Source organism: Psychrobacter maritimus (genome assembly GCF_029953575.1).
Taxonomy (GTDB): Bacteria; Pseudomonadota; Gammaproteobacteria; order Pseudomonadales; family Moraxellaceae; genus Psychrobacter; species Psychrobacter maritimus.
Genome location: NZ_CP124526.1, coordinates 1,850,262 through 1,869,927 on the forward strand (window position 1 = coordinate 1,850,262; position 19,666 = coordinate 1,869,927).

Consider the following 19,666-nt stretch of genomic DNA (forward strand, 5'->3'; position numbering starts at 1 on the left):
ATGCCTAATCGCCTGTTTGATTGCCCTATGTCTGATTAATAGTGTTTGATGGATAATATAAATACAGTGCTGACTGAACCATCCTTTAGCCACTACTTAATCACGCTTTAGCCCTCTTTTAATAACACCTTCAAGGTTCTGTAACGGGGCTATTTTTGCTAAAATAGACGGCTTTCGTAAATCCATATTTTTGAACCAATACTTTCAAACTAATAATAGATACCACTATGACTCATGTTACTGCACAGACTTCCTCTACCAATCCAGCAAACGACGCTAACTTGACGGCGCTGTATAAAAGCCAAAATGCCGTGGTGCTACTATCAGGCGGGCTTGATTCCGTGACTTGTTTGTATTGGGCAAAGGCGCGCTATGCTTCTGTGACGGCGGTCAGTTTTAATTATGGTCAACGTCATAATAGTGAGCTGGTCGCCGCTAAAGCCATCGCTGAAACCGCAGCAGTCAATCATCGCATTATTGATATCGATATCGCGCAGCTTGGCGGCTCATCACTCACCGACCACAGCATGATTGTCCCTGATGGCGATACCGATAAATTCCCCAGTAAAAAACGTGATGAGATCGATAACGACGCTATCCCAAACACTTATGTGCCTGCGCGTAATACCATATTTTTATCTTACGCCTTGGCAGTTGCTGAAGTGACCGATGCCAACCATATCGTCATTGGCGTAAGCTCCGTCGATTATTCAGGCTACCCTGATTGCCGTCCCGAATATATCGCTGCCTTTGAGCACATGGCCAATCTTGCCACCAAAGCTGGCGTCACCGGTCACCATTTATCGATTCAAACACCACTGCAGCAGTTATCTAAAGCCAAAACCATCGAGCTTGGTTTATCGTTAGGGGTCGATTATGGGCAGACGATTTCTTGTTATCAAGCAGATATCGATGGGTTGGCTTGCGGCATTTGCGACAGCTGTGTGCTGCGCCGCCAAGGATTTGCCCAAGCTGGCGTTGCTGATCCTACTCATTATCAGCCTTAATAGCCTGAATAAATACTGTAAAAACAGGCTTATAGCTACCTTAAAGTACGAGTATGATTGTCTTAATAGCGCAGCTCATTAAATATTTGCGCAACATTTGCTTGCATTAACACAGCACGCTGGCGTTGTATTTTAAGCAATTTACTTGCTATGGTATGGGCGACTATATCAATGACAAGATAATCGTACTGATAGTTAGCTAAATGTAATGAGCGCTATATAGATGGAGAATTGCCTATATATTTGCTCATGCAAGTTATAAAATAAGTGACAAAACTAGTGTCCTAACCATTATTAAAATCAGTGCTAAAATCAATACTTAGACCAGTAACCAAATAAAACGACCAAGATTTTTGCCTATAAAATCTGAAAAATTGACGCGACCTATAGAGGATGTTTATGAAGTTGTTACCCGTATTACCCCTAGCCCTAGCTGCTCTGTTTGCATTGCCACAAGCAAACGCTGCCAATATCAAGCAAAATAATATCAATACTTGTGTTAATGGCGCGGTCAAATATAAGGTCGCTGACAAAAATACTGCGACCAAATTATGTAAATGCACCATCGGTGTTCGTAGCGAGATGACCATTGGTCAGATGTGGGAAATTGAAAGCTACGCGCAAGATAAAAAAGACCCATCAAGCTTACCTTACGTGAAAAAAATGCAAAAAGACCTGCAGCAATGCACGGTTGGTTTGGATTTAAAGCAGCCACAAAAACCTGCTTAAAGCACGTAAAAGATATTTGCTGCAAAATACAAAAGACTGGTCATCGCCAGTCTTTTTTGTTGCGAATGAATAAGTGATGTGTAAAACGGAGTATTTATTTCTGCCAATCTGCCTATAATAAGACCACCTACTATAATATACGCATAACCGAAACTAATAAGGATTTTATAATGGCTAAGCCCACTACAGAGAACCTTGCCCTGCCCGATTTTCCGGTCACTATCGTGCGCGAGCTAGACGACAATTTTATTCATGACGATATCAGCCTAAAAGAGCTGGTTGCCCATACCGATAAGGGGCTTATCTTATATTTTTATCCAAAAGACAATACCCCAGGCTGTACCACGCAAGCGACAGAATTTACTACTCATATCAATGCGTTTGATGAATTGGGCTACGATATCATCGGTGTGTCGCGCGATAGCGTTGAGTCTCACGAAAAATTCATCGCTAAGTACAATTTGCATATTCCCTTGATTAGCGACAGTGATGAGAAATTATGCCAATATTTTGATGTGATTAAAGAAAAAAATATGTATGGCAAAGTCAGCTTAGGTCTAGTACGTTCAGCATTTGTCTTTGATAAAAATGGTACGCTTACCCATGCGCAGCGTAACTTACGCGCGGCAGGCTATACTGAGCGTTTACTGAATACGTTAACGCCTTAATTTCTCAATAGCCTTTTTCATCGTTTTTTGTGCAAATCTATCACCTAATATCACATTCGCCTTTGAGAATATTATGAATAAACAGCCTGATAACACTGCTGACAGTAGCCATACAAAAGTGACACGCAAGGTATCGGTTGCGGTCATTGGTGCAGGTACTGCTGGTCAAAACGCCTTTCGCCAAGCCCGCAAATTAAAAGACGACGTCATAATTATTAATGATGGATTTTGGACAACCACCTGTATTGCGGTCGGTTGTATGCCAAGTAAACTGCTTATTGCTGCTGCTGACCGCGCGCATGAGGCCTATCATTCTGGCGAGTTTGGTGTGCATGCCAGCGCGCAAATAGATGGCAAACAAGTCATGGCGCGGGTTCGCGCTGAGCGTGATCATTTTGCCAGCTACGTTGAGGAGCAAGTAGAAAGTTGGCCTGCAGAAACGAAAATAGCGGGTCGCGCTTATATCAATGAACAGGGATTGATTGAGGTTAACAATGAGCTAATCGAAGCGGATAAAATCATTGTCGCGACTGGTAGCTCAACCTTTATCCCAGAAGGCTGGGCAGATAAGCTTGGCGATACCATGCTTACCTCTGACACTGTCTTCGAGCTAACTGATTTACCAAAGTCACTGGCGGTGGTTGGTGCAGGTGCCATCGGCTTAGAGCTTGCCCAAGCCTTTAAACGCTTAGGCGTCGACGTTACTTTATTTAATCGTGTCAAACGCGTCGCCAGTTTAAAAGACGATGACATTAATAATAAAGCCATCGATTGCTTAAGTCGCGAACTAACCATGCATTTAGGTAGTAACATTACCGAGGTTGGTATTCAGGAAAATTCAATCGATAAAGGCTCGGTTGCCTTTATTAATTATGAAGATAGCGCGGGTCAAACGCAGCAGTGGCAAGGCGAATACGTACTGGTTGCCACAGGTCGCCGTAATAACATCGATGAGCTTGGTGTTGAAAACCTAGGCGTTGAGCTTGATGATAAAAATCGCCCAAAGCAGCTTGATAAAAAGACTGGTAAAATCGGTGATTTAGAAGTCTATATCGTTGGTGATGCCAATGCCAATCTTCCTTTATTACATGTAGCCAGTGATGAAGGGTTTAGCGCCGGCAGCCTTGTTTGCGACAATAAGACAGACGCCTATATTCGCCCGCCTGCCACGCCATTTTCCATTGTATTTTGCGCGCCACAAATCGTGAACGTCGGCATGTCGCTACCTGAAATCCAAGCAGACTCAGAGCTTGAGCATGTGATTGGCAAAGTGAGCTTTGACAATCAAGGACGTAGCCGCGTGATGGGTGTTAACTGCGGTTTATTGCATATTTATGGTTGCAAAAAGACCGATAGAATCTTGGGCGCTAGTATGGTTGGCCCTGATGCGGAATATATTGGACATATATTGGCGATGGCAATTACCAATGATTTAAGTATCAAAGACATGCTTGATACGCCTTTTTATCATCCGACGATATTAGAAGGTTTGCGTACCGCATTACGTGATGTTCAGCGTATGATGAAGATACCTTATCAATCGCATGATACCCAAGAAGGCAATTTTTAAGTATTTGCTTTTAACAAGATAAGCGGCAATTTTTTTTAATAAAATTATGCTTCATACTTTTGTCGTTTTGACTTATGTCACTTTAAGTTAGTGCTCAAATGAACGCTCAAGGCAATCAAGGTCATAGTTGATTTGCCTGAGCGATTTGAGTTAATTTACAATCAGACTTTTTAATACCCATTTTATTTAGACCTAAACCCTGCATGGATGAAACAATGGCAATCGCTGGTATTACTGACTTCTTTCAAGAGATTGTTCGCGACCTACATACTAGCCTATACCTTGCTATCGGCGGCACCATAGATGAAGACTCGTTAGACTGGTCAGCTAAATCGGTAGAATTGGTGAGTACGGGCATCAAAATCCTAATACTACTGGCGGTATTGGGATTTTTTTATTGGCTTGCTATCTACATTGTCAAAAAAAGCAGAACCAGAATCCGCTTAAATGAGCGCCGATCTAAAATTGTTCGCTCAATACTACGCTATATTTGGATTGTGACCAGCTTAATAGCTATCATGAGCCAGCTTAATTTTGAGCCAGATACGGTCAAAGCCACTGCTAAAGCCAGTACTTGGGCGGGTATTTATTATGTGCTATGGACATCATCTGGGCAAATTATCCATAAAGTTTTGCAGCATTATGGTCTAAACGCTTCTATCGAACAGCTACTGAAAAATATCTTGTCCGTACTATTATTGGTATTCGGACTTGCCAGCGTCATGGCGCAATTTGGCTTTGATATCGTATCGTTAGTGGCAGGTTTGGGTATTGCCGGTATTGCCGTGGGCTTTGCCGCCCAATCAACGCTTGCTAACTTTATCGCGGGGATTACCATTTTGCTTGAGCAATCGTTTCAAGTCGGCGACTGGGTCAATATCAATGACAATGAAGGGCGCGTCGTGGTTATCGCTTTACGCACGACCCATGTCTTAACCCGTGACAATATCACCGTTATTATCCCCAACTCAAACGTCGCTTCTTCTGTGGTCATCAATTTAACCTCGAAAAACTTTATACGTTTTGATATCCGTATGCGCATTGCTTTTGAAGATGATATCGACAAGGCACGTGAGGTGATTTTACAAGTATTGTCTGAGAGCGACGTGGTATTAAATCGCCCTGAAACCTCAGCGACTGTTGATGAGATTGGCGAATACGGCGTATTCTTTATCGTGCGTTTTTGGGTCAAGCCTGCGGCTGTTGCACGTATGCCTAAAATCAAAGAAGTCTTACGCGAGAATATCAAACGTGCCTTTGATGCCGCTGATATCTCAACCCCTTATCCGCATATGCGCCTGCTGATGCCAACAGAGCAGGTTTACCCTATCGTTACCAAGCCAGTTGCGACTCCTACGCAATTGGTCACAGAAACAGCCGCGTTAAAAAAAGGCGGTAAGTAGTCAGTGTCATTAGCTGCTTAACGATATTAAAAAACAATGGTGCGCCATGATTTTAGTTTAAAAACAAAAAGCCATTTCTTAAAAACAGTCTTTTAAACAATGCCGCTTTAAACTATCCATGGCGTAATTATGGTAAAATTGGCGGTTAAACATCTTATTTTATGATGTGCCTTATTTATCAATATTTATCAATTTAGCCCACAGGTATCCGTATGACCGAAACAACCACGCCCAACTCCTTACCAGCCGCTTCAGCAGAGTTGTCGCTTGACCTTATTATTACCTGTGCCGATGGGCTTGAGGCACCGCTACAAACTGAGCTGACCAGTTTTGGTATTGCAAGCGAGATCAAGAGTACTGGTCGTTTGGCGGTGACTGGTACATTGCGTGACCTATACACCATTTGCTTATGGTCGCGGGTTGCGTCACGGGTATTGATGCTGATTAAACGCAAAAACATCAATACTGAATACGATGTGGCAGAGCAGCTTTATGGTTTGGCAAAATCGGTCGATTGGACGGAACAATTTAAGCTAGAGCAAACGTTTGCCATTCGTCTATCGGTTGATAAACGCGTTGCCGTCAGTCAGCAATTTGCCATGCTGCGTATCAAAGATGCGATTGCCGATACCTTTAACGAAGTATATGACAGCCGTCCTAACGTCGATAGTAAAAACCCAGATTTTTCGGTGTTTGCAACGGTCAATGATAAGCAAGCTGAGCTGTATCTAGATTTATCAGGCACCAGTTTGCATCGCCGTGGCTACCGTGTGGCGATGACCGAAGCGCCATTAAAAGAGAACTTAGCGGCAGCGTTGCTTTACAGCGCAGGCTGGCATAAGAAAAATGAACAAGGTAATGCCCCTTTATATAACGCTCTGATTGATCCAATGTGTGGTTCTGGTACTTTTATTATTGAAGCCCTACTCATGCATTGCGATTATGCGGTCGGTATTGATAAAGCCGCCAATCAATTTGGTTTTTATCAATGGCAGCATCATGACGATGCGCTGTGGCAACAGATGATTGATGATGCCCAGACGCGTTTCCGTGATGCGTTGGCCATTACCAACGAGCAGCCAGATACTTTACCGCTGATTTTGGGCTTTGATGCCGATAGCGGCGCAATTTTGGCGACAGAAAAGAACTTGATAGCCGCCGGTTTGCAGGACTTATTACCACTGCTTGACCTTGAGACTCGCGCTCTTGACCAACTCAGCAGCGTCCTAAAGCCGCTGGTTGATGATGGTCGCTTAAGCAATCCTTTAGTCATTACCAACCCGCCGTATGGTGAGCGCTTAGGTGATGAAGAGATGATTAAGCCGTTATATCATGCGCTTGGGCTGATTTTACAAGACAGTTTTGCTGGTATTGATATCGACCCTATGGTTGGAATCTTGGCGGCCAATGTCGAACAAGTCGATATCTTGCCGATTAAAGAGCCAAAAACTTTACGCTGTCATAACGGTGCTATTACGGTTTATTTCCGCTACGGTACGTTGATTGCGGGGCAAACGGGTAATTTGGTCAGCCGCTTTGAGAAGCGTGAGATTGAAGTGGAAGAAGGACAAGACTTCATCAACCGCTTGCAAAAAAATCTTGCCAAGCTGAAGAAGCTGGCTAAAAAAGACACTGTCAGTAATCTACGCGTTTATAACGCTGATTTGCCTGATTTCAAAGTAGCGGTCGATTTATATGGCGATTATGTGCACGTGCAAGAATACGCGCCACCAAAAACCATTCCACCTGAAACGGCGAAAAAACGCTTTAATTTGGCGTTAATGGGTATTCGTGAAGTCTTTGGCATTAACCGCGAACAAATCTTTATCAAAACCCGTGCGCGTCAGTCTGGTAATGACCAATATAGCAAGCAAGGCAATACTGAAAAGCGTGGCAAGTTCTATGTCGCTCGTGAAGATGGCGCGTACTTCTATGTCAACTTTACCGATTATCTCGATACCGGTTTGTTTATTGATCACCGTAATATGCGCGCCCGTATCAAAGACAACAGTCGTAATAAATCCGTACTGAACTTATTTGCTTATACCTGTACGGCAAGTGTCCATGCGGCCTTGGCTGGCGCGAAAAAAGTCACCAGCGTTGATTTATCACAGAATTATCTCGATTGGGGCAAGCAAAACTTTGTCCTAAATGGTCTTGACGTTAGCCGCAACAAATATCAGTTTGTCGCTGCTGATATTTTTGAATGGATTAAAGACAATACGGAACAATTTGATATTATCTTTATTGATCCGCCAACCTTTTCGAACTCGAAAAAGTTCCAAGGTACCTTTGATGTACAGCGCGACCATTCGGCTCTCATCAACCGCGCGATGAACCGCTTGACCTCAGACGGCGTGTTGTATTTCTCCAATAACTTTACCCGCTTTGAGCTCGATGAGCAGTTGACTGAGCGCTATGATATTGTTGATATCACCCAAAAAACCATTGGTTTTGATTTTGATGTTAAAAAGCCGATTCATCAGAGCTTTGAGATTCGCCATCGTCAAAGCCTATAATTTAGATTTATAGAAGCGAGTAAAGGTTAAGCACTGCATGTAAACGCTGTCCTTTATCATCAGTCTTATCGTACACATAACCGTACACATAACAATGACCCAATCGGCTTTGATTGGGTCATTTTTTGTTGTTATGATAGAGCGTCACTAAGTAATAGTTAAGCAATAGTTAGACAACCGTTAAACGATAGTTTTATGTACAGTTTAATCCCGCTATCGCTTATATTTATAGACTTTGGCTTTTATAGCATTCCTTCCTAACGCTGTAATAGTTAAACCTTCCCTACTCTAATAACAAGGACAATTCCATGGCATTATCCCTTAATAAAGGCGGTAACTTATCGCTAACCAAAACCGACCCAAACTTAACCAAGCTGCTTATCGGTCTTGGTTGGGATGAGCGCGCAACGTCTGGCGCTGAGTTCGATTTGGATGCCAGTGTATTTTTACTCAGCACGGCGGGTAAAGTACGCGGCGATCATGACTTTATCTTTTACAACCAGCTCAAATCTGACAATGGCGCAGTTGAGCATACCGGCGACAACCGTACTGGCGAAGGCGACGGCGATGATGAAGTCGTTAAAGTAAACCTAACCCAAGTGCCTGCTGATGTCGATAAAATCGTCGTTACCGTCACTATTCATGATGCAGCCGCTCGTAGCCAAAACTTTGGTCAAGTCGCCAACGCCTTTATCCGTGTTGTGAACGAAGAAACTGGCACGGAAGTGGTACGTTTTGATTTAGCAGAAGATTACTCTGTTGAAACCGCGATGGTATTTGGCGAAGTTTATCGTCATAACGGTGAGTGGAAATTCCGCGCCGTTGGTCAAGGCTATTCAGGTGGCTTGCAAGCCATGTGTCAGCAGTATGGCGTCGATATCTAACACGGTCTTGATATTTTATCCTTACCGTAAATCGACTTTTATAGAATGATCACGTCCAAGACCTAAAGCAGATCTTAGCTATTTATTTAAAGTGGCTATTTAAAGTGGCTATTTTAAATTAAAGTGGCTATTTTAAAGTGATTATTGAAAATCAATATTTAACATCACTATTTGAAACCACTATTTAAAACCACTATTTAAAACCACTATAAACAGTCACTGTTTACAGCACCTTTAAACAGGTACTTCAACAGTAATTATAAGCCGCTATTTTGACGGTAAAATATGGTTGCAAAATAGTCACAATTATTCATAGCTAAAAGACTGGTAATGCTTTATGTTTCGTTTAAAATTATGCAAAAAAGTGGTTAGCAATAACCGCTTTTTTTGCGGTTTGTGTCTATAATAGACCGAATTTAGCTTTATGCAACCAGACAGGATGTGTCATGAGACATTTTTATTTAGACTTTATCTTCACTATTATTGCCCTAGCGGTAGCGGCATGGTGGGGATATTCACACGGCGGTATAGGCGGTATGATAACCACCTTATCTATTACCGCTATTTTGGCCGTCATGGAGATTTCATTATCATTTGATAATGCGGTGGTCAACGCTTCAGTCCTTAAAGGCTGGGACGAATTTTGGAAAAAGATTTTCTTAACCGTCGGTATTTTAATCGCCGTCTTCGGTATGCGTTTGGTATTCCCTATTGTCATCGTCGCGGTTACCGCTGATCTTGGTATGATGCAAGTTATAGATTTGGCATTGAACGATCCTAAAGAATACTCGGCAAGACTAATGGCACACCATGCTGAAATCTCAGCCTTTGGTGGTATCTTCTTACTATTGGTGTTCTTGAACTTTATCTTTGATGATAAAGAAGTGCACTGGTTTGATTGGCTCGAGAGCCGCTTGGCAAAACTGGGTAAAGTCGATGCCATGAGCGTGTTTGTGGCGCTTATCGTGTTGATGATTGCGGTATCATTTGCTAACCCTGAGCAATCAGCAGCGGTATTGATTGCAGGCGTATGGGGTATCTTAGTATACCTTGGCGTACAAGTGGTCTCGGGTATGCTTGAAGGTGATCTTGAAGAAGAACTAGACGCTCAAGGTAATAGTACTGGTGCTGCAACTAGCGCGATTATGAAAGGCGGTATTATCGGTTTCTTATACTTAGAAGTCCTTGATGCTTCATTCAGTTTCGATGGCGTGATTGGCGCATTTGCGATTACCAATGACGTTATCGTCATCATGCTAGGTCTGGCTATTGGTGCGATGTTTGTGCGTTCGATGACTATTTTCTTAGTTGATAAAGGCACGCTTGATGAGTTTGTTTACCTTGAGCATGGTGCGCATTATGCCATTGGCGCTTTAGCCATCATCATGTTGTTATCGGTGAAATTCCATGTGCCAGAGCTTATCACTGGCCTTATCGGTATTACCTTTATTGGTTGGGCGTTTGTCGCTTCACTCAATTATCGTAAGCGAGAAGCAAAGTCGATTACTTAGTTTGAATTTTAGTTTCAACGCTAAGTTCACATTAAGCAAAAAGCGCTTTGACAGAAAATCGTAGTAATGACAGGTTATATCAAGCAATTGGTATAACCTGTTTTTTTATCTGTATTTGCATACTATATTTTTGAATATAGTCAAAATACCCTGAAAACGCTACGGTATTGCTGATATCAATTTTTTGTAGCCTCTGTCTGCGCAGGCACAGCAAGCAAGAAAAATTGATATCAGCAGCGCGTGATGTATCGATATTACTTTTCACTGACTATACTTAGATATTTTTGAATACTTAGATATTTCTGAATGCGCAGATGTTTCTGAATAGTTAGCTAAATCTTTGGCGTTAAATTTGAGTCTGTCTACACGCTTGATGCATGGCGCACACCTTTAATCTCTATCATCAGCAGTGCGCTCAACATAGCTTATTGCTTTCTTATTTTTCCTTCCCGGCAAGCACTTTCTGCAACTTTGCCAATATCACACCATATAAAGGTAAGAAAATAAGCACGCCCATTACTAACTTAAACAAGTAATCCATCGCACCAATCTCAACCCAGTGCGTTGCCATAAAGGGGTCAGGGCTTTTATAAAAGGCGATAGCAAAAAAGCAAAAGCTATCGACAAGATTGCCAATAAACGTCGATGCAAGGGGTGCAATCCACCATGTTTTAAGCTGGCGTAATTTATTAAACACTTGGATATCTAACAGCTGTCCGACGACATAAGCGCTAAAGCTTGCAAGAACAATGCGAAAGACAAACAGATTAAAATCCAGCAGATGCTCATGACCAACAAACTGACCATTTGAAAAAACTACTGAGAAATAATAGGAAATCACCAGCGCTGGCAGCATAGCAAAGAAGATAATGCGTCTAGCGAGATTTTGACCAAATATACGTACGGTCAAATCCGTAATCAGAAAGATGAAGGGAAAGGTGACGGCGCCCCATGTGGTAATAAAACCAAATAGTCCAACAGGTATTTGCACCAAGTAATTACTGATAGCAATAATAAAGATATGCAAACTGACAAGCCAGAATAAAGCACGGCTATAGCGAATAGATCGAATCGAGGTGGTTGAAAGGGTACTACTGCTCATAGAAGAGTCCTTTTTTTAAGTCAGGGTAGAGGGAACCTGAGCGCGCTATTATAAATCATATTAAGATAAATAGCCAAAATAGGTCTGATATAGCCATAAAACCCTTTTTTTCTAAACAAACATATAAATGTCATATAGTCACACAAAATACGCCTTGCTTAGTAAGCAAACGCTTAGTATAGTAAACCGTAATGATATGCAGGACGTGGCGTACAGGTCGATTTACTGACCTTTTGCGCTCAGATACTTTCGCTAAGATACTTTCGCTAAGATAGTTACTTTATCTAAGAGAGTAATCACTGCACTATTTTTAGTTTGTTTTATAAAACCAAATCCACTTAATTATTAATCCAAAGGATATTTATATGGCTATTAGCTTAACAAAAGGCGGCAACGTAAACTTATCAAAAGAAGCGCCCGGTTTAACCAATATCACTGTCGGTCTTGGCTGGGATCCACGTGCTACTGACGGTCAAGAATTTGACTTAGATGCGATTGGCTTTTTGGTCAACGAAGCAGGCAAAGTCCGTAACGACCAAGATTTTATCTTCTTTAATAACTTAAAGTCAGACAATGGCGCGGTTGAGCACACCGGCGATAACCGTACTGGTGAAGGCGACGGCGATGATGAAAAAATCAAAATCAACCTAGCTAGTATCCCAGCTGATGTCAGCAAAGTCGCTATCTGCGCCATCATCTATGAAGGCACAGCTCGTAACCAAAACTTCGGTCAAGTTGGCGATGCCTACATCCGTGTGATAAACGATAACGGCGAAGCTGAAATCGCCCGTTACGACCTATCAGAAGACGGTAGCACTGAAACAGCGATGATTTTTGGTGAATTATATCGCCATAGCGGTGACTGGAAATTCCGCGCGGTCGGTCAAGGCTTTAGCGGTGGTCTTGGACCATTAGCCGCCTCTTACGGCGTAAACGTTTAACGTTAAAATAACGTCATCGTTTTATACGATAACTGTAAGACCGCTATCAAGCCCCCTATCGCAATCGATTATTTGATTGCGATAGTTAATAAGCCATCAAGTGTGCCTGTTTAAAGCATTTGATGGCTTTAAATGTAATTGGCAGGCTTAAATTAACAACGATGATTTTTATAGAGAACGAAGCATTTAAAAATTCCAGAATAAGGATTTGAACCCCATGGCCGCAACGTTTAGCTTAATCGGCACTATTGAACCTTTTTTGCATTGTAACTTAAAAAAAGGCGATTCAATTTATTGTGAAGCCAATGCCATGGTAATGATGGAGTCGAACCTTGAGCTGAAAGGTAAGCTACAAGGCGGACTCATGCAATCACTGATGCGCCGCTTTGCTAACGACGAGTCACTTTTTCAACAGCAAATTGAAGCCGTGAATGGTGAAGGTGATTGTTTGCTGGCACCAACGCTCGATGGTGATATGCAAATCATCGATTGCGGCGCTCAGCAATATACCTTGAGCGATGGCGCGTTCGTTGCCGCACAAACTGGCGTCGATATCAGAGCCAATATCCAGCGCAACCTCGGCGGCGCGGTATTTGGTGATACGGGTGGATTTATGGTTATGCAAACCCAAGGTCAAGGTCAGGTAGTGGTGTCAGGTTTTGGCTCACTATTTGAGATTGATGTAACGCCTGATAAAGACGTCATCATTGATAACGGCCATGTGGTCTGCTGGGATTCAAACCTTGATTATAAGCTTTCGGTATCGACCAGCAAGAAAAAAGGCATCATGAGCAATATTATTAACTCCGTCACCAGTGGCGAAGGCATGGTTTTAAACTTCTCAGGCACGGGCAAAGTTATCATCTGCTCGCGCAATCGTGACAGCTATCAAGGTTGGCTACAAAGCATCTTAGGTACTAGCTCAGGTGGTCGTGGTGGCAGCGGTGGTTTTTTAAATAACATCTTATAATTTAAGTTTCATTTTATAATTTAAATTTATAGCTAGAATTACAGCTAATATTACAGCTATGAACCAGCGCAGAAATTGACAACTGAAAGCTGATACTGAAATCAATAACCGAAAACAGCACTGAAAACTTAAGTATTCTACTCACAATTATTATAAGGATTTTACCATGGCAGTTAGTTTACAAAAGGGTCAAAAAATCTCCCTCAGCAAAGAAGCTGGTGGTGAGCTTACTCAAGTAAAATTGGGTTTAGGTTGGGATATCTTTCAAGGAGCGCAAGAGAAAAAAGGCGGCTTTTTAGGCAAATTATTTGGCGGCGGCAGCGGCGGCGACTCGATCGATTTAGATGCCTCATGCATTATGTTTGATGCCAATAAACAAGCCGTCGATGCGATTTGGTTCAGTCAGCTGAAATCAAAAGATGGCAGTATCGTCCATACCGGCGATAACCGCACTGGTGATGGCGACGGCGATGATGAAGTCATCAATGTTGATTTATCAAAAGTTCCAGCGAACGTAGTGTCACTGGTCTTTACGGTCAATAGCTTCACTGGTCAGACGTTTGAAACCGTAGAAAACGCCTTTTGCCGTATCGTCAATGCCAATAATAATACTGAAGTGGCGCGCTATAACTTATCGTCACAAGGTACTCATACGGCAATGATTATGGCCAAAGTTTATCGCCATAATAATGAGTGGAAGATGCATGCCATTGGTGAAACGGCTTCTGGTCGTACCTTTCATGACTTGATGCCTGCTATCACTCCGCATGCGTAAATAGGTTAAGCAATCTGAAGTAAGAGTTTTAGTAATCTATAAGCAATCAGCCCGTCTATTTATAATAGACGGGCTGATTTTTTGTATTAAACAATACTATTAAAGCGCTTACTTACTACCACGTTTCCAGCTAAAGCCCCAATGAAAGGCTTTGTCCATCTCTTGATGGCCTTTAAAGTACTCATTAATACGTTCAACATTGATACTGCCTTGCTGATTGACCAAACGCGCAATCGCGCACATTGGTAAATTACCCGCACCTTCTGTCAAACGGGTTTCAATCGGTGGCTGGTCGGGTACATGAATGGTTACGACGCCATCGGTTTGCGCCCAGTTTGGTGCACCTTCGTAGATAAAAGCAAAGATAAAGACTTCCTCAATCTGCGACCACTGTTGTCCATTGATATCGAGCCACTCACCGCCGCTGACTTGTCCGGTTCTATCATCGGCACGTAACAATACATAAGGCGCTGATTGTAGATTACCAAAGCGATTTCCCAAGGCCTGAATCAGTGTTTTTTCGCCATTTTTCAGATGAATCATCGCCCCAACATCAAGATCAATACCAGCGGCTTTATGCTGCTTAAATAGGTCGCCTAGCAAGCCTTTTTTAGGGGCTTGCGTACTGCTATCTGGACGTTGATTCCAATTAAGGTTGACAGAAATTTTACCAAAATCATCACGTTTCTTTAGATTGATACTAGATTGGTTTTTAGTTAAGGTTATTTTACTTAGGTTAATTGATGGATTTTGAGAAGCTGTAGGAATTGGCGGCGGCGTAGTTGTTTGAGGCGCACTACCCGCTTTTTGCGTGTTAATAGGTCTTTGCGTATTGATAGATTGAGATTGGCTTTGCGCTTGATTTTGTGACTGGCTTTGAGCTGGGGCTTCATCGGCAATTTCAACACCGAAATGTTCAGATAACGGCTTTAAGCCACCTTCAAAACCTTGGGCGATAAAACGGAATTTCCAACTGCCTTGGCGGCGGTAACACTCTGCTAAGATAATCGCTTTTTCATTACGTCCAGCAGCACTTAACTGACAAGTCATCAGCACTTGGCTGCCTTGTAATACTTGGATATCCACATCACCGACTTGCGCAAGCGTTTGCGCACTAGAAAACGCAAGGGCTATCTTTTCAATACTCGCAGGCTGCGCAGGTAAGTTAATATCAAAAAATCCATCGCTATCATGACCACGGAAACTGACGCTGCCATCATCGCTACGCGTCTGCCCATAAAATATCATGTCGCCATCGCCACGTACTTTGCCTTCAGTGGTCAGGCGATAAGCGGCGCAATCGATGGCGCTTTGGCTTAAAATACGAATGCTGATATTATCCGTTGGCAGCGGTGCATTAGCGCCAGCAATCAGTTTTTGAGGTTGACTCATCATTTATCCTTTAGGTTATTTATTATTTGTTTATATAGGTGAGATTGGCTATCGCTATATAGTAGCATGGATAGCGCCTGATTTTTACAGTACACGGCACAGTTCAACAAGGCGTTAACAACGCTGCAAAAACATTTTTACAAATCCTTAATGCTATTTTGTCAGCAGCATTTATAACGCTTAGCATTTGTATATAATAGACCCTGCTATAACCAATACTGTTAACCAACGCCGTATCGCGCCTTGGGTTATTACCTTATTAAATGCCAGTCCCAGTTATTGCCCTCTAAAATTTATGATAACGCTGAGAGAATTATGAAAACCCCTGCTAACGAAAGCCCTCATACAACGTCGACTGCCGCGCCATCTGCCGCTTGGTTAGCTGAAGGTCAGTCAAGCCAGCGTGATATGTTAGCCAGCCTGCAAACATTAAAAGCCCAATCTGAGATGCCATTTAACATCATCGCGTCACACCGCCATAATAGACCTGAGATTTTTGAATTTGCCGATAGCGTTTACCGTGAGCCTTCTGCGAGCGCCACAGATAGCGATGAGCAAGCAATGCTCGAACCTTTAGAGCCATTGATGCCGCGTTGGCAGTTTGTCTTAGAGCAAGCCAAAAACAATAACGTTAAAGTGTTACTGACTGGACGCAATGGCATTGATTATGAAGCCCACCGTGAGACATTTGACGCGGCTGGCATTCGTTTATTGACTGGCGCGACAAGTGTGGCGGCGTTAGAAGCGATAGATGATAAGTTTGCCTTTATGCAGCAGTGTCATGAGCATGATATTCCCGTGGCAGAAGCGTGGCGCTTTGATAATGTCGCAGAGCTTGAAGCGCTACTTGCTACGCACGGTCATCAGCCTTTATGCATCAAACCAGTGACAGGTATTTTTGCCCAAGGTTTTTGGCGGCTAGATTTAGCCAAAAACGATGGTGAACAGTACGATAGCTTTGAGCACTTATACTTTACCGAAGAGAAAAAAATCAATACAGCGCAGTTTATCAATGCCTACGCGAACAGTCTGATGGTGCACGAGCGCCCTATTCCTATGTTGCTAATGCCTTATTTATCAGGGCAAGAATACTCTATCGATGTCGTTTGCGAATATGGTGAAGTATTGGCTGCCATCACCCGTTATAAAACAGGGAAAATTCAGCATATCGGCTACGAGCAAGCGGTCATGGATGTGGTTATTCCACTAATAAAAGCCTTTGGCTGCGATGGTATCGTCAGCGTACAAACCAAGGCCGATGATGACGGGCAGCATCGTGTGCTTGAAATTAACAGTCGCCCCTCTGGTGGCATTGATTACACCAGCCATAGCGGGGTCGATTTAACCCAAGTTGGATTTGGCTACTGGCTGGGCTTAACCGATAAACCAAAGCTTGCGGATATTGCACAGCAAATCACTCCCTGCCAAGTACGCTCAATCATGGTTAGCGTAAAAATTGAAGAAAATGCTAGCGAGTAAGTAAAAACAATGAAATAAAAAATCAGCAGTAATAAATCCGCGGTAAAAATCGACGGCAACCGAATATGTTCAATAAGAGGCAGGCGATGACAGCACAAACCACGTTAGTGTTAGGGGCAAATACGGTTATCGCCCAATCGAATTGTTCGGTCGCTTTTGCGACGACAAATCAGTCAAAGTTTGGCGAGCAGCTTGGGCTATTATGGCTGCCTTTAGATGAGCATCGTAAAGCGGCTTGTAGCCCTGCTTATCTGCACGAACCAAAAGAGTGGGCGCAGCTCAATAGCAAGGATAACCCAAACGCATGGCAATTGGATTTGCCTGCATTGTTTGATAAACAAGGCGTAAGCTTTTTACAACTGATTGCTTATGTTTATCATGAGCCAAGCCTCAACTTACCTGCCGTCGAACTAAGCAAGGTAAATTTAACGCTAAACAATGGTGATATTCGTTATGAATTTACCGCAAGTGAGCGCCATGTTAAAGCAGTAATCATATTAGAAATATATCGGCGCAATGGACAATTTAAATGCCGCGCCCTTGGTGAGAGCTCTACCCAAGGGCTGGCAAGCCTAGAGCATCATGTGCAAATTAGCCTCGATATGCGTCCGCCAGATACGCACGCCCTTATCCAAGATGCCCAGCGCGCGCAGCAGCAAGATTATCCTAACAGTGATACGCGCCCGCCAAGACACGTTCAGTCTGGTGAAACTTGGACAGGGACGGCTTTTGCTATTGACCCTTATCATCTACTGACTTGCTATCATGTCATTGAGTCGGCGGTGATGATTGGAATTCGACAACAAGGGCAGCCTGATCGTGAGGCGCAAGTGGTGCTTAGCGATATCGGTAGTGATTCAGCCATTATTAGAGTAAGCGAGCCGCTACCAAGTTATTTACCATTAGCACAGCGTTGTACTGATAATTTGGGTGAAACCATTACGACTTTAGGGTTTCCATTATCAGGATTGAGCAGCCAACTACAAGTGACACAAGGTTGTATCTCAGGACTGACGGGGTTTGGTGATGATATTCGCTATATGCAATTTACCGCGCCCATTCAACCCGGCTCTAGTGGCAGCCCTTTATTACTACCGACTGGCGAGGTTATCGGCATGGTGACGTCCAGCCTTGTGCACGAGCATGCACAAAATATGAACTATGCGGTGAAATTTCAGTTATTATCCGCCCTACTCGCGAGCGCTGGAATGAGTTTAGATAACTTATCTGAGACCTCTGGCTCAGATGGCATGTCACGCACGACAGCTGCCACGCTGACCACACCGCAATTGAGTAAGCAAAGTCGCGGTGCTTTGTGGTTAGTAGGATGTCAGGGTTAAGTAGTCATTGCAACGATATAAAAATTGAAAGACCAAAGGAAAATAAATGCTAAATAAGCAATACAGCACAACCATTAACTTACCACGCGGCACTCTTGATCTGACTTATCAAACCAATTCAGCCACTGCAAAAGATGGAATAGAACAAAGCAATCACTATCAATTAGAAGACTTGCTTGGATTTGCGCAGCGCATTAATCCTAAACGCGCATTTTTGTTTGTCTCAAAAGTCTTAGGTCGCCATATTCCAGTCGCGCCTAGCACCATGCGTCATGCTTTTACTGATTTGGCAAACCTAGTACCATATGATTTGCCTGAACCCATTTTGGTCATCGGCATGGCAGAGACAGCCGTTGGGCTATCTGCGGGGGTACATCAAGCGCTACAAACTCGCTATCCACAAGCTTTATTATTAAATTCTACCCGTCATGCGCAACATGATGGCAATCATGACAAAAGCAGCCACTCTTTATTGACCACGTTTAGCGAAGATCACAGTCACGCAAGCCAGCATCTGATTTATCAAAGTGCAGATAGAGTGACTCAAGCACAGCTACTTGCCAGCAAAACCTTGATTATGGTGGATGACGAAGCGTCAACGGGCAATACTTGCGTCAATGTCGTCACAGCCTTACGTAACGCAGGGCTTGATCATTTAGAGCAAGTACATCTGACCACTTTGGTGGATTGGTCCCTAAATCAGGAACGACATCAGCATCAGGATACAGCTGACTCGGATGACACTGTGTTTGATCAAATCGCTAAACGTCTACCTAATATTAAGTTTCAACGTCATCACTTGTTATCTGGTGCATGGACATGGACGGATGCGCCTAATCCTGAGCCGATTACCATGCCATCGGTCGATACCACTGAGGCTGGCAGTCATACGCTAGGTGATACTGGCAATTGGGGTCGCTTCCCAACCCTAGACAGTACCGACGGCTTTGATAATTACCTTTTGAATTTTCAAACCGCATTCAAGGTGTTTAATAAGCAAGCCCAATCTGAGAAAGAACAATCTGAGAAAGAACAGTTTGATAAAGAGCAGTTGCCCAAGCGGATTTTAGTATTGGGCAGTAATGAGTTTGTTTGGCTGCCGTTTTTATTGGCTGAATGGCTTGAGACGCAAACTCAGAACTCTACCGTTAATTTTAGTGCGTTAACGCGCTCGCCGATTGCCCTTGGTGGCGCGATTACCACGATGCTCAGTTTTAGCGACAACTATGGGCTTGGTATGACCAACTTTGCTTATAATGTTGAGCCTAACGATTGGGATTTGATTGTTTTGTGCGTTGAAACATCAGCGGATAGCGTCGATGACATGTGGCAAAGTTTGGATAATGTGTTGGTGGTGAGTCCGACGCTTTAAGCTG

The 19,666-nt window shown here is 43.2% G+C and carries 16 protein-coding genes; 14 read left to right on the plus strand and 2 right to left on the minus strand.

All coding sequences use genetic code 11. The features are described 5' to 3' along the window. The first annotated feature begins 290 nt into the window (after positions 1–290). The 8 genes from queC (at position 291) to QJS82_RS07750 (ending at position 10,291) form a co-directional block, all read left to right on the plus strand. Entirely contained in the window at positions 291–1,007 is a 717-nt protein-coding gene (gene queC, locus QJS82_RS07715) for a 7-cyano-7-deazaguanine synthase QueC (RefSeq protein ID WP_281491692.1), read from the plus strand. Between the two features lie 399 nt (positions 1,008–1,406). After that, on the plus strand, positions 1,407–1,736 hold the full coding sequence (locus tag QJS82_RS07720; protein ID WP_201618771.1) for a hypothetical protein: 330 nt from the start codon (positions 1,407–1,409) through the stop codon (positions 1,734–1,736). Between the two features lie 170 nt (positions 1,737–1,906). Continuing rightward, the gene (locus QJS82_RS07725; protein ID WP_281490101.1) at positions 1,907–2,404 is read left to right on the plus strand and encodes a peroxiredoxin; all 498 of its coding nucleotides are present in this window, start codon (positions 1,907–1,909) and stop codon (positions 2,402–2,404) included. 73 nt (positions 2,405–2,477) lie between these two features. Beyond that, positions 2,478–3,974, plus strand: coding sequence for a dihydrolipoyl dehydrogenase (locus tag QJS82_RS07730; RefSeq protein WP_281490102.1), 1,497 nt, complete (start codon positions 2,478–2,480; stop codon positions 3,972–3,974). A 215-nt stretch (positions 3,975–4,189) separates the two neighbouring features. Then, positions 4,190–5,377, plus strand: a complete 1,188-nt coding sequence (locus QJS82_RS07735) for a mechanosensitive ion channel family protein (RefSeq protein ID WP_227692326.1) — start codon at positions 4,190–4,192, stop codon at positions 5,375–5,377. A 212-nt stretch (positions 5,378–5,589) separates the two neighbouring features. Continuing rightward, entirely contained in the window at positions 5,590–7,896 is a 2,307-nt protein-coding gene (gene rlmKL, locus QJS82_RS07740) for a bifunctional 23S rRNA (guanine(2069)-N(7))-methyltransferase RlmK/23S rRNA (guanine(2445)-N(2))-methyltransferase RlmL (protein WP_281490103.1), read from the plus strand. 308 nt (positions 7,897–8,204) lie between these two features. After that, positions 8,205–8,780 carry a TerD family protein gene (locus QJS82_RS07745; RefSeq protein ID WP_025650997.1) on the plus strand — a complete coding sequence of 192 codons (576 nt, stop codon included), beginning with the start codon at positions 8,205–8,207 and terminating at the stop codon, positions 8,778–8,780. 446 nt (positions 8,781–9,226) lie between these two features. Next, positions 9,227–10,291, plus strand: a complete 1,065-nt coding sequence (locus QJS82_RS07750) for a DUF475 domain-containing protein (protein WP_201618775.1) — start codon at positions 9,227–9,229, stop codon at positions 10,289–10,291. Between the two features lie 436 nt (positions 10,292–10,727). On the opposite strand, the gene QJS82_RS07755 is transcribed toward QJS82_RS07750, so the two are convergent. Beyond that, positions 10,728–11,393 carry a 7-cyano-7-deazaguanine/7-aminomethyl-7-deazaguanine transporter gene (locus QJS82_RS07755; protein ID WP_281490104.1) on the minus strand — a complete coding sequence of 222 codons (666 nt, stop codon included), beginning with the start codon at positions 11,391–11,393 and terminating at the stop codon, positions 10,728–10,730. Positions 11,394–11,758: 365 nt separating this feature from the next. Here QJS82_RS07755 and QJS82_RS07760 point away from each other — a divergent pair, with 365 nt between their 5' ends. From QJS82_RS07760 to QJS82_RS07770, 3 genes are all read left to right on the plus strand, one after another. Next, complete coding sequence (locus tag QJS82_RS07760) at positions 11,759–12,334, plus strand: TerD family protein (protein ID WP_281490105.1); 576 nt, start codon at positions 11,759–11,761, stop codon at positions 12,332–12,334. A gap of 217 nt (positions 12,335–12,551) precedes the next feature. Continuing rightward, positions 12,552–13,304, plus strand: a complete 753-nt coding sequence (locus QJS82_RS07765) for a TIGR00266 family protein (RefSeq protein WP_281490106.1) — start codon at positions 12,552–12,554, stop codon at positions 13,302–13,304. Positions 13,305–13,470: 166 nt separating this feature from the next. Then, positions 13,471–14,079, plus strand: a complete 609-nt coding sequence (locus tag QJS82_RS07770) for a TerD family protein (RefSeq protein ID WP_281490107.1) — start codon at positions 13,471–13,473, stop codon at positions 14,077–14,079. A 108-nt stretch (positions 14,080–14,187) separates the two neighbouring features. Here QJS82_RS07770 and QJS82_RS07775 read toward each other — a convergent pair whose 3' ends face one another. Continuing rightward, complete coding sequence (locus tag QJS82_RS07775) at positions 14,188–15,471, minus strand: TerD family protein (protein ID WP_281490108.1); 1,284 nt, start codon at positions 15,469–15,471, stop codon at positions 14,188–14,190. Positions 15,472–15,786: 315 nt separating this feature from the next. On the opposite strand from QJS82_RS07775, the gene QJS82_RS07780 reads away from it, so the two are divergent. From QJS82_RS07780 to QJS82_RS07790, 3 genes are all read left to right on the plus strand, one after another. Beyond that, positions 15,787–16,950, plus strand: coding sequence for an ATP-grasp domain-containing protein (locus QJS82_RS07780; protein WP_281490109.1), 1,164 nt, complete (start codon positions 15,787–15,789; stop codon positions 16,948–16,950). A gap of 86 nt (positions 16,951–17,036) precedes the next feature. After that, a complete protein-coding gene (locus QJS82_RS07785) occupies positions 17,037–18,290 on the plus strand; it encodes a trypsin-like peptidase domain-containing protein (protein WP_281490110.1) in 1,254 nt (417 codons plus the stop codon). Positions 18,291–18,336: 46 nt separating this feature from the next. Then, a complete protein-coding gene (locus QJS82_RS07790) occupies positions 18,337–19,662 on the plus strand; it encodes a phosphoribosyltransferase domain-containing protein (protein WP_281490111.1) in 1,326 nt (441 codons plus the stop codon). Positions 19,663–19,666 lie beyond the last annotated feature (4 nt).

Coding starts and splice junctions, on each gene's coding strand:
- QJS82_RS07720 (WP_201618771.1), top strand. CDS start 1,407: ATGAAGTTGTTACCCGTATTACCCCTAGCCCTAGCTGCTCTGTTTGCA.
- QJS82_RS07725 (WP_281490101.1), top strand. CDS start 1,907: ATGGCTAAGCCCACTACAGAGAACCTTGCCCTGCCCGATTTTCCGGTC.
- QJS82_RS07730 (WP_281490102.1), top strand. CDS start 2,478: ATGAATAAACAGCCTGATAACACTGCTGACAGTAGCCATACAAAAGTG.
- QJS82_RS07735 (WP_227692326.1), top strand. CDS start 4,190: ATGGCAATCGCTGGTATTACTGACTTCTTTCAAGAGATTGTTCGCGAC.
- rlmKL (WP_281490103.1), top strand. CDS start 5,590: ATGACCGAAACAACCACGCCCAACTCCTTACCAGCCGCTTCAGCAGAG.
- QJS82_RS07745 (WP_025650997.1), top strand. CDS start 8,205: ATGGCATTATCCCTTAATAAAGGCGGTAACTTATCGCTAACCAAAACC.
- QJS82_RS07750 (WP_201618775.1), top strand. CDS start 9,227: ATGAGACATTTTTATTTAGACTTTATCTTCACTATTATTGCCCTAGCG.
- QJS82_RS07755 (WP_281490104.1), bottom strand. CDS start 11,393: ATGAGCAGTAGTACCCTTTCAACCACCTCGATTCGATCTATTCGCTAT.
- QJS82_RS07760 (WP_281490105.1), top strand. CDS start 11,759: ATGGCTATTAGCTTAACAAAAGGCGGCAACGTAAACTTATCAAAAGAA.
- QJS82_RS07765 (WP_281490106.1), top strand. CDS start 12,552: ATGGCCGCAACGTTTAGCTTAATCGGCACTATTGAACCTTTTTTGCAT.
- QJS82_RS07770 (WP_281490107.1), top strand. CDS start 13,471: ATGGCAGTTAGTTTACAAAAGGGTCAAAAAATCTCCCTCAGCAAAGAA.
- QJS82_RS07775 (WP_281490108.1), bottom strand. CDS start 15,471: ATGAGTCAACCTCAAAAACTGATTGCTGGCGCTAATGCACCGCTGCCA.
- QJS82_RS07780 (WP_281490109.1), top strand. CDS start 15,787: ATGAAAACCCCTGCTAACGAAAGCCCTCATACAACGTCGACTGCCGCG.
- QJS82_RS07785 (WP_281490110.1), top strand. CDS start 17,037: ATGACAGCACAAACCACGTTAGTGTTAGGGGCAAATACGGTTATCGCC.
- QJS82_RS07790 (WP_281490111.1), top strand. CDS start 18,337: ATGCTAAATAAGCAATACAGCACAACCATTAACTTACCACGCGGCACT.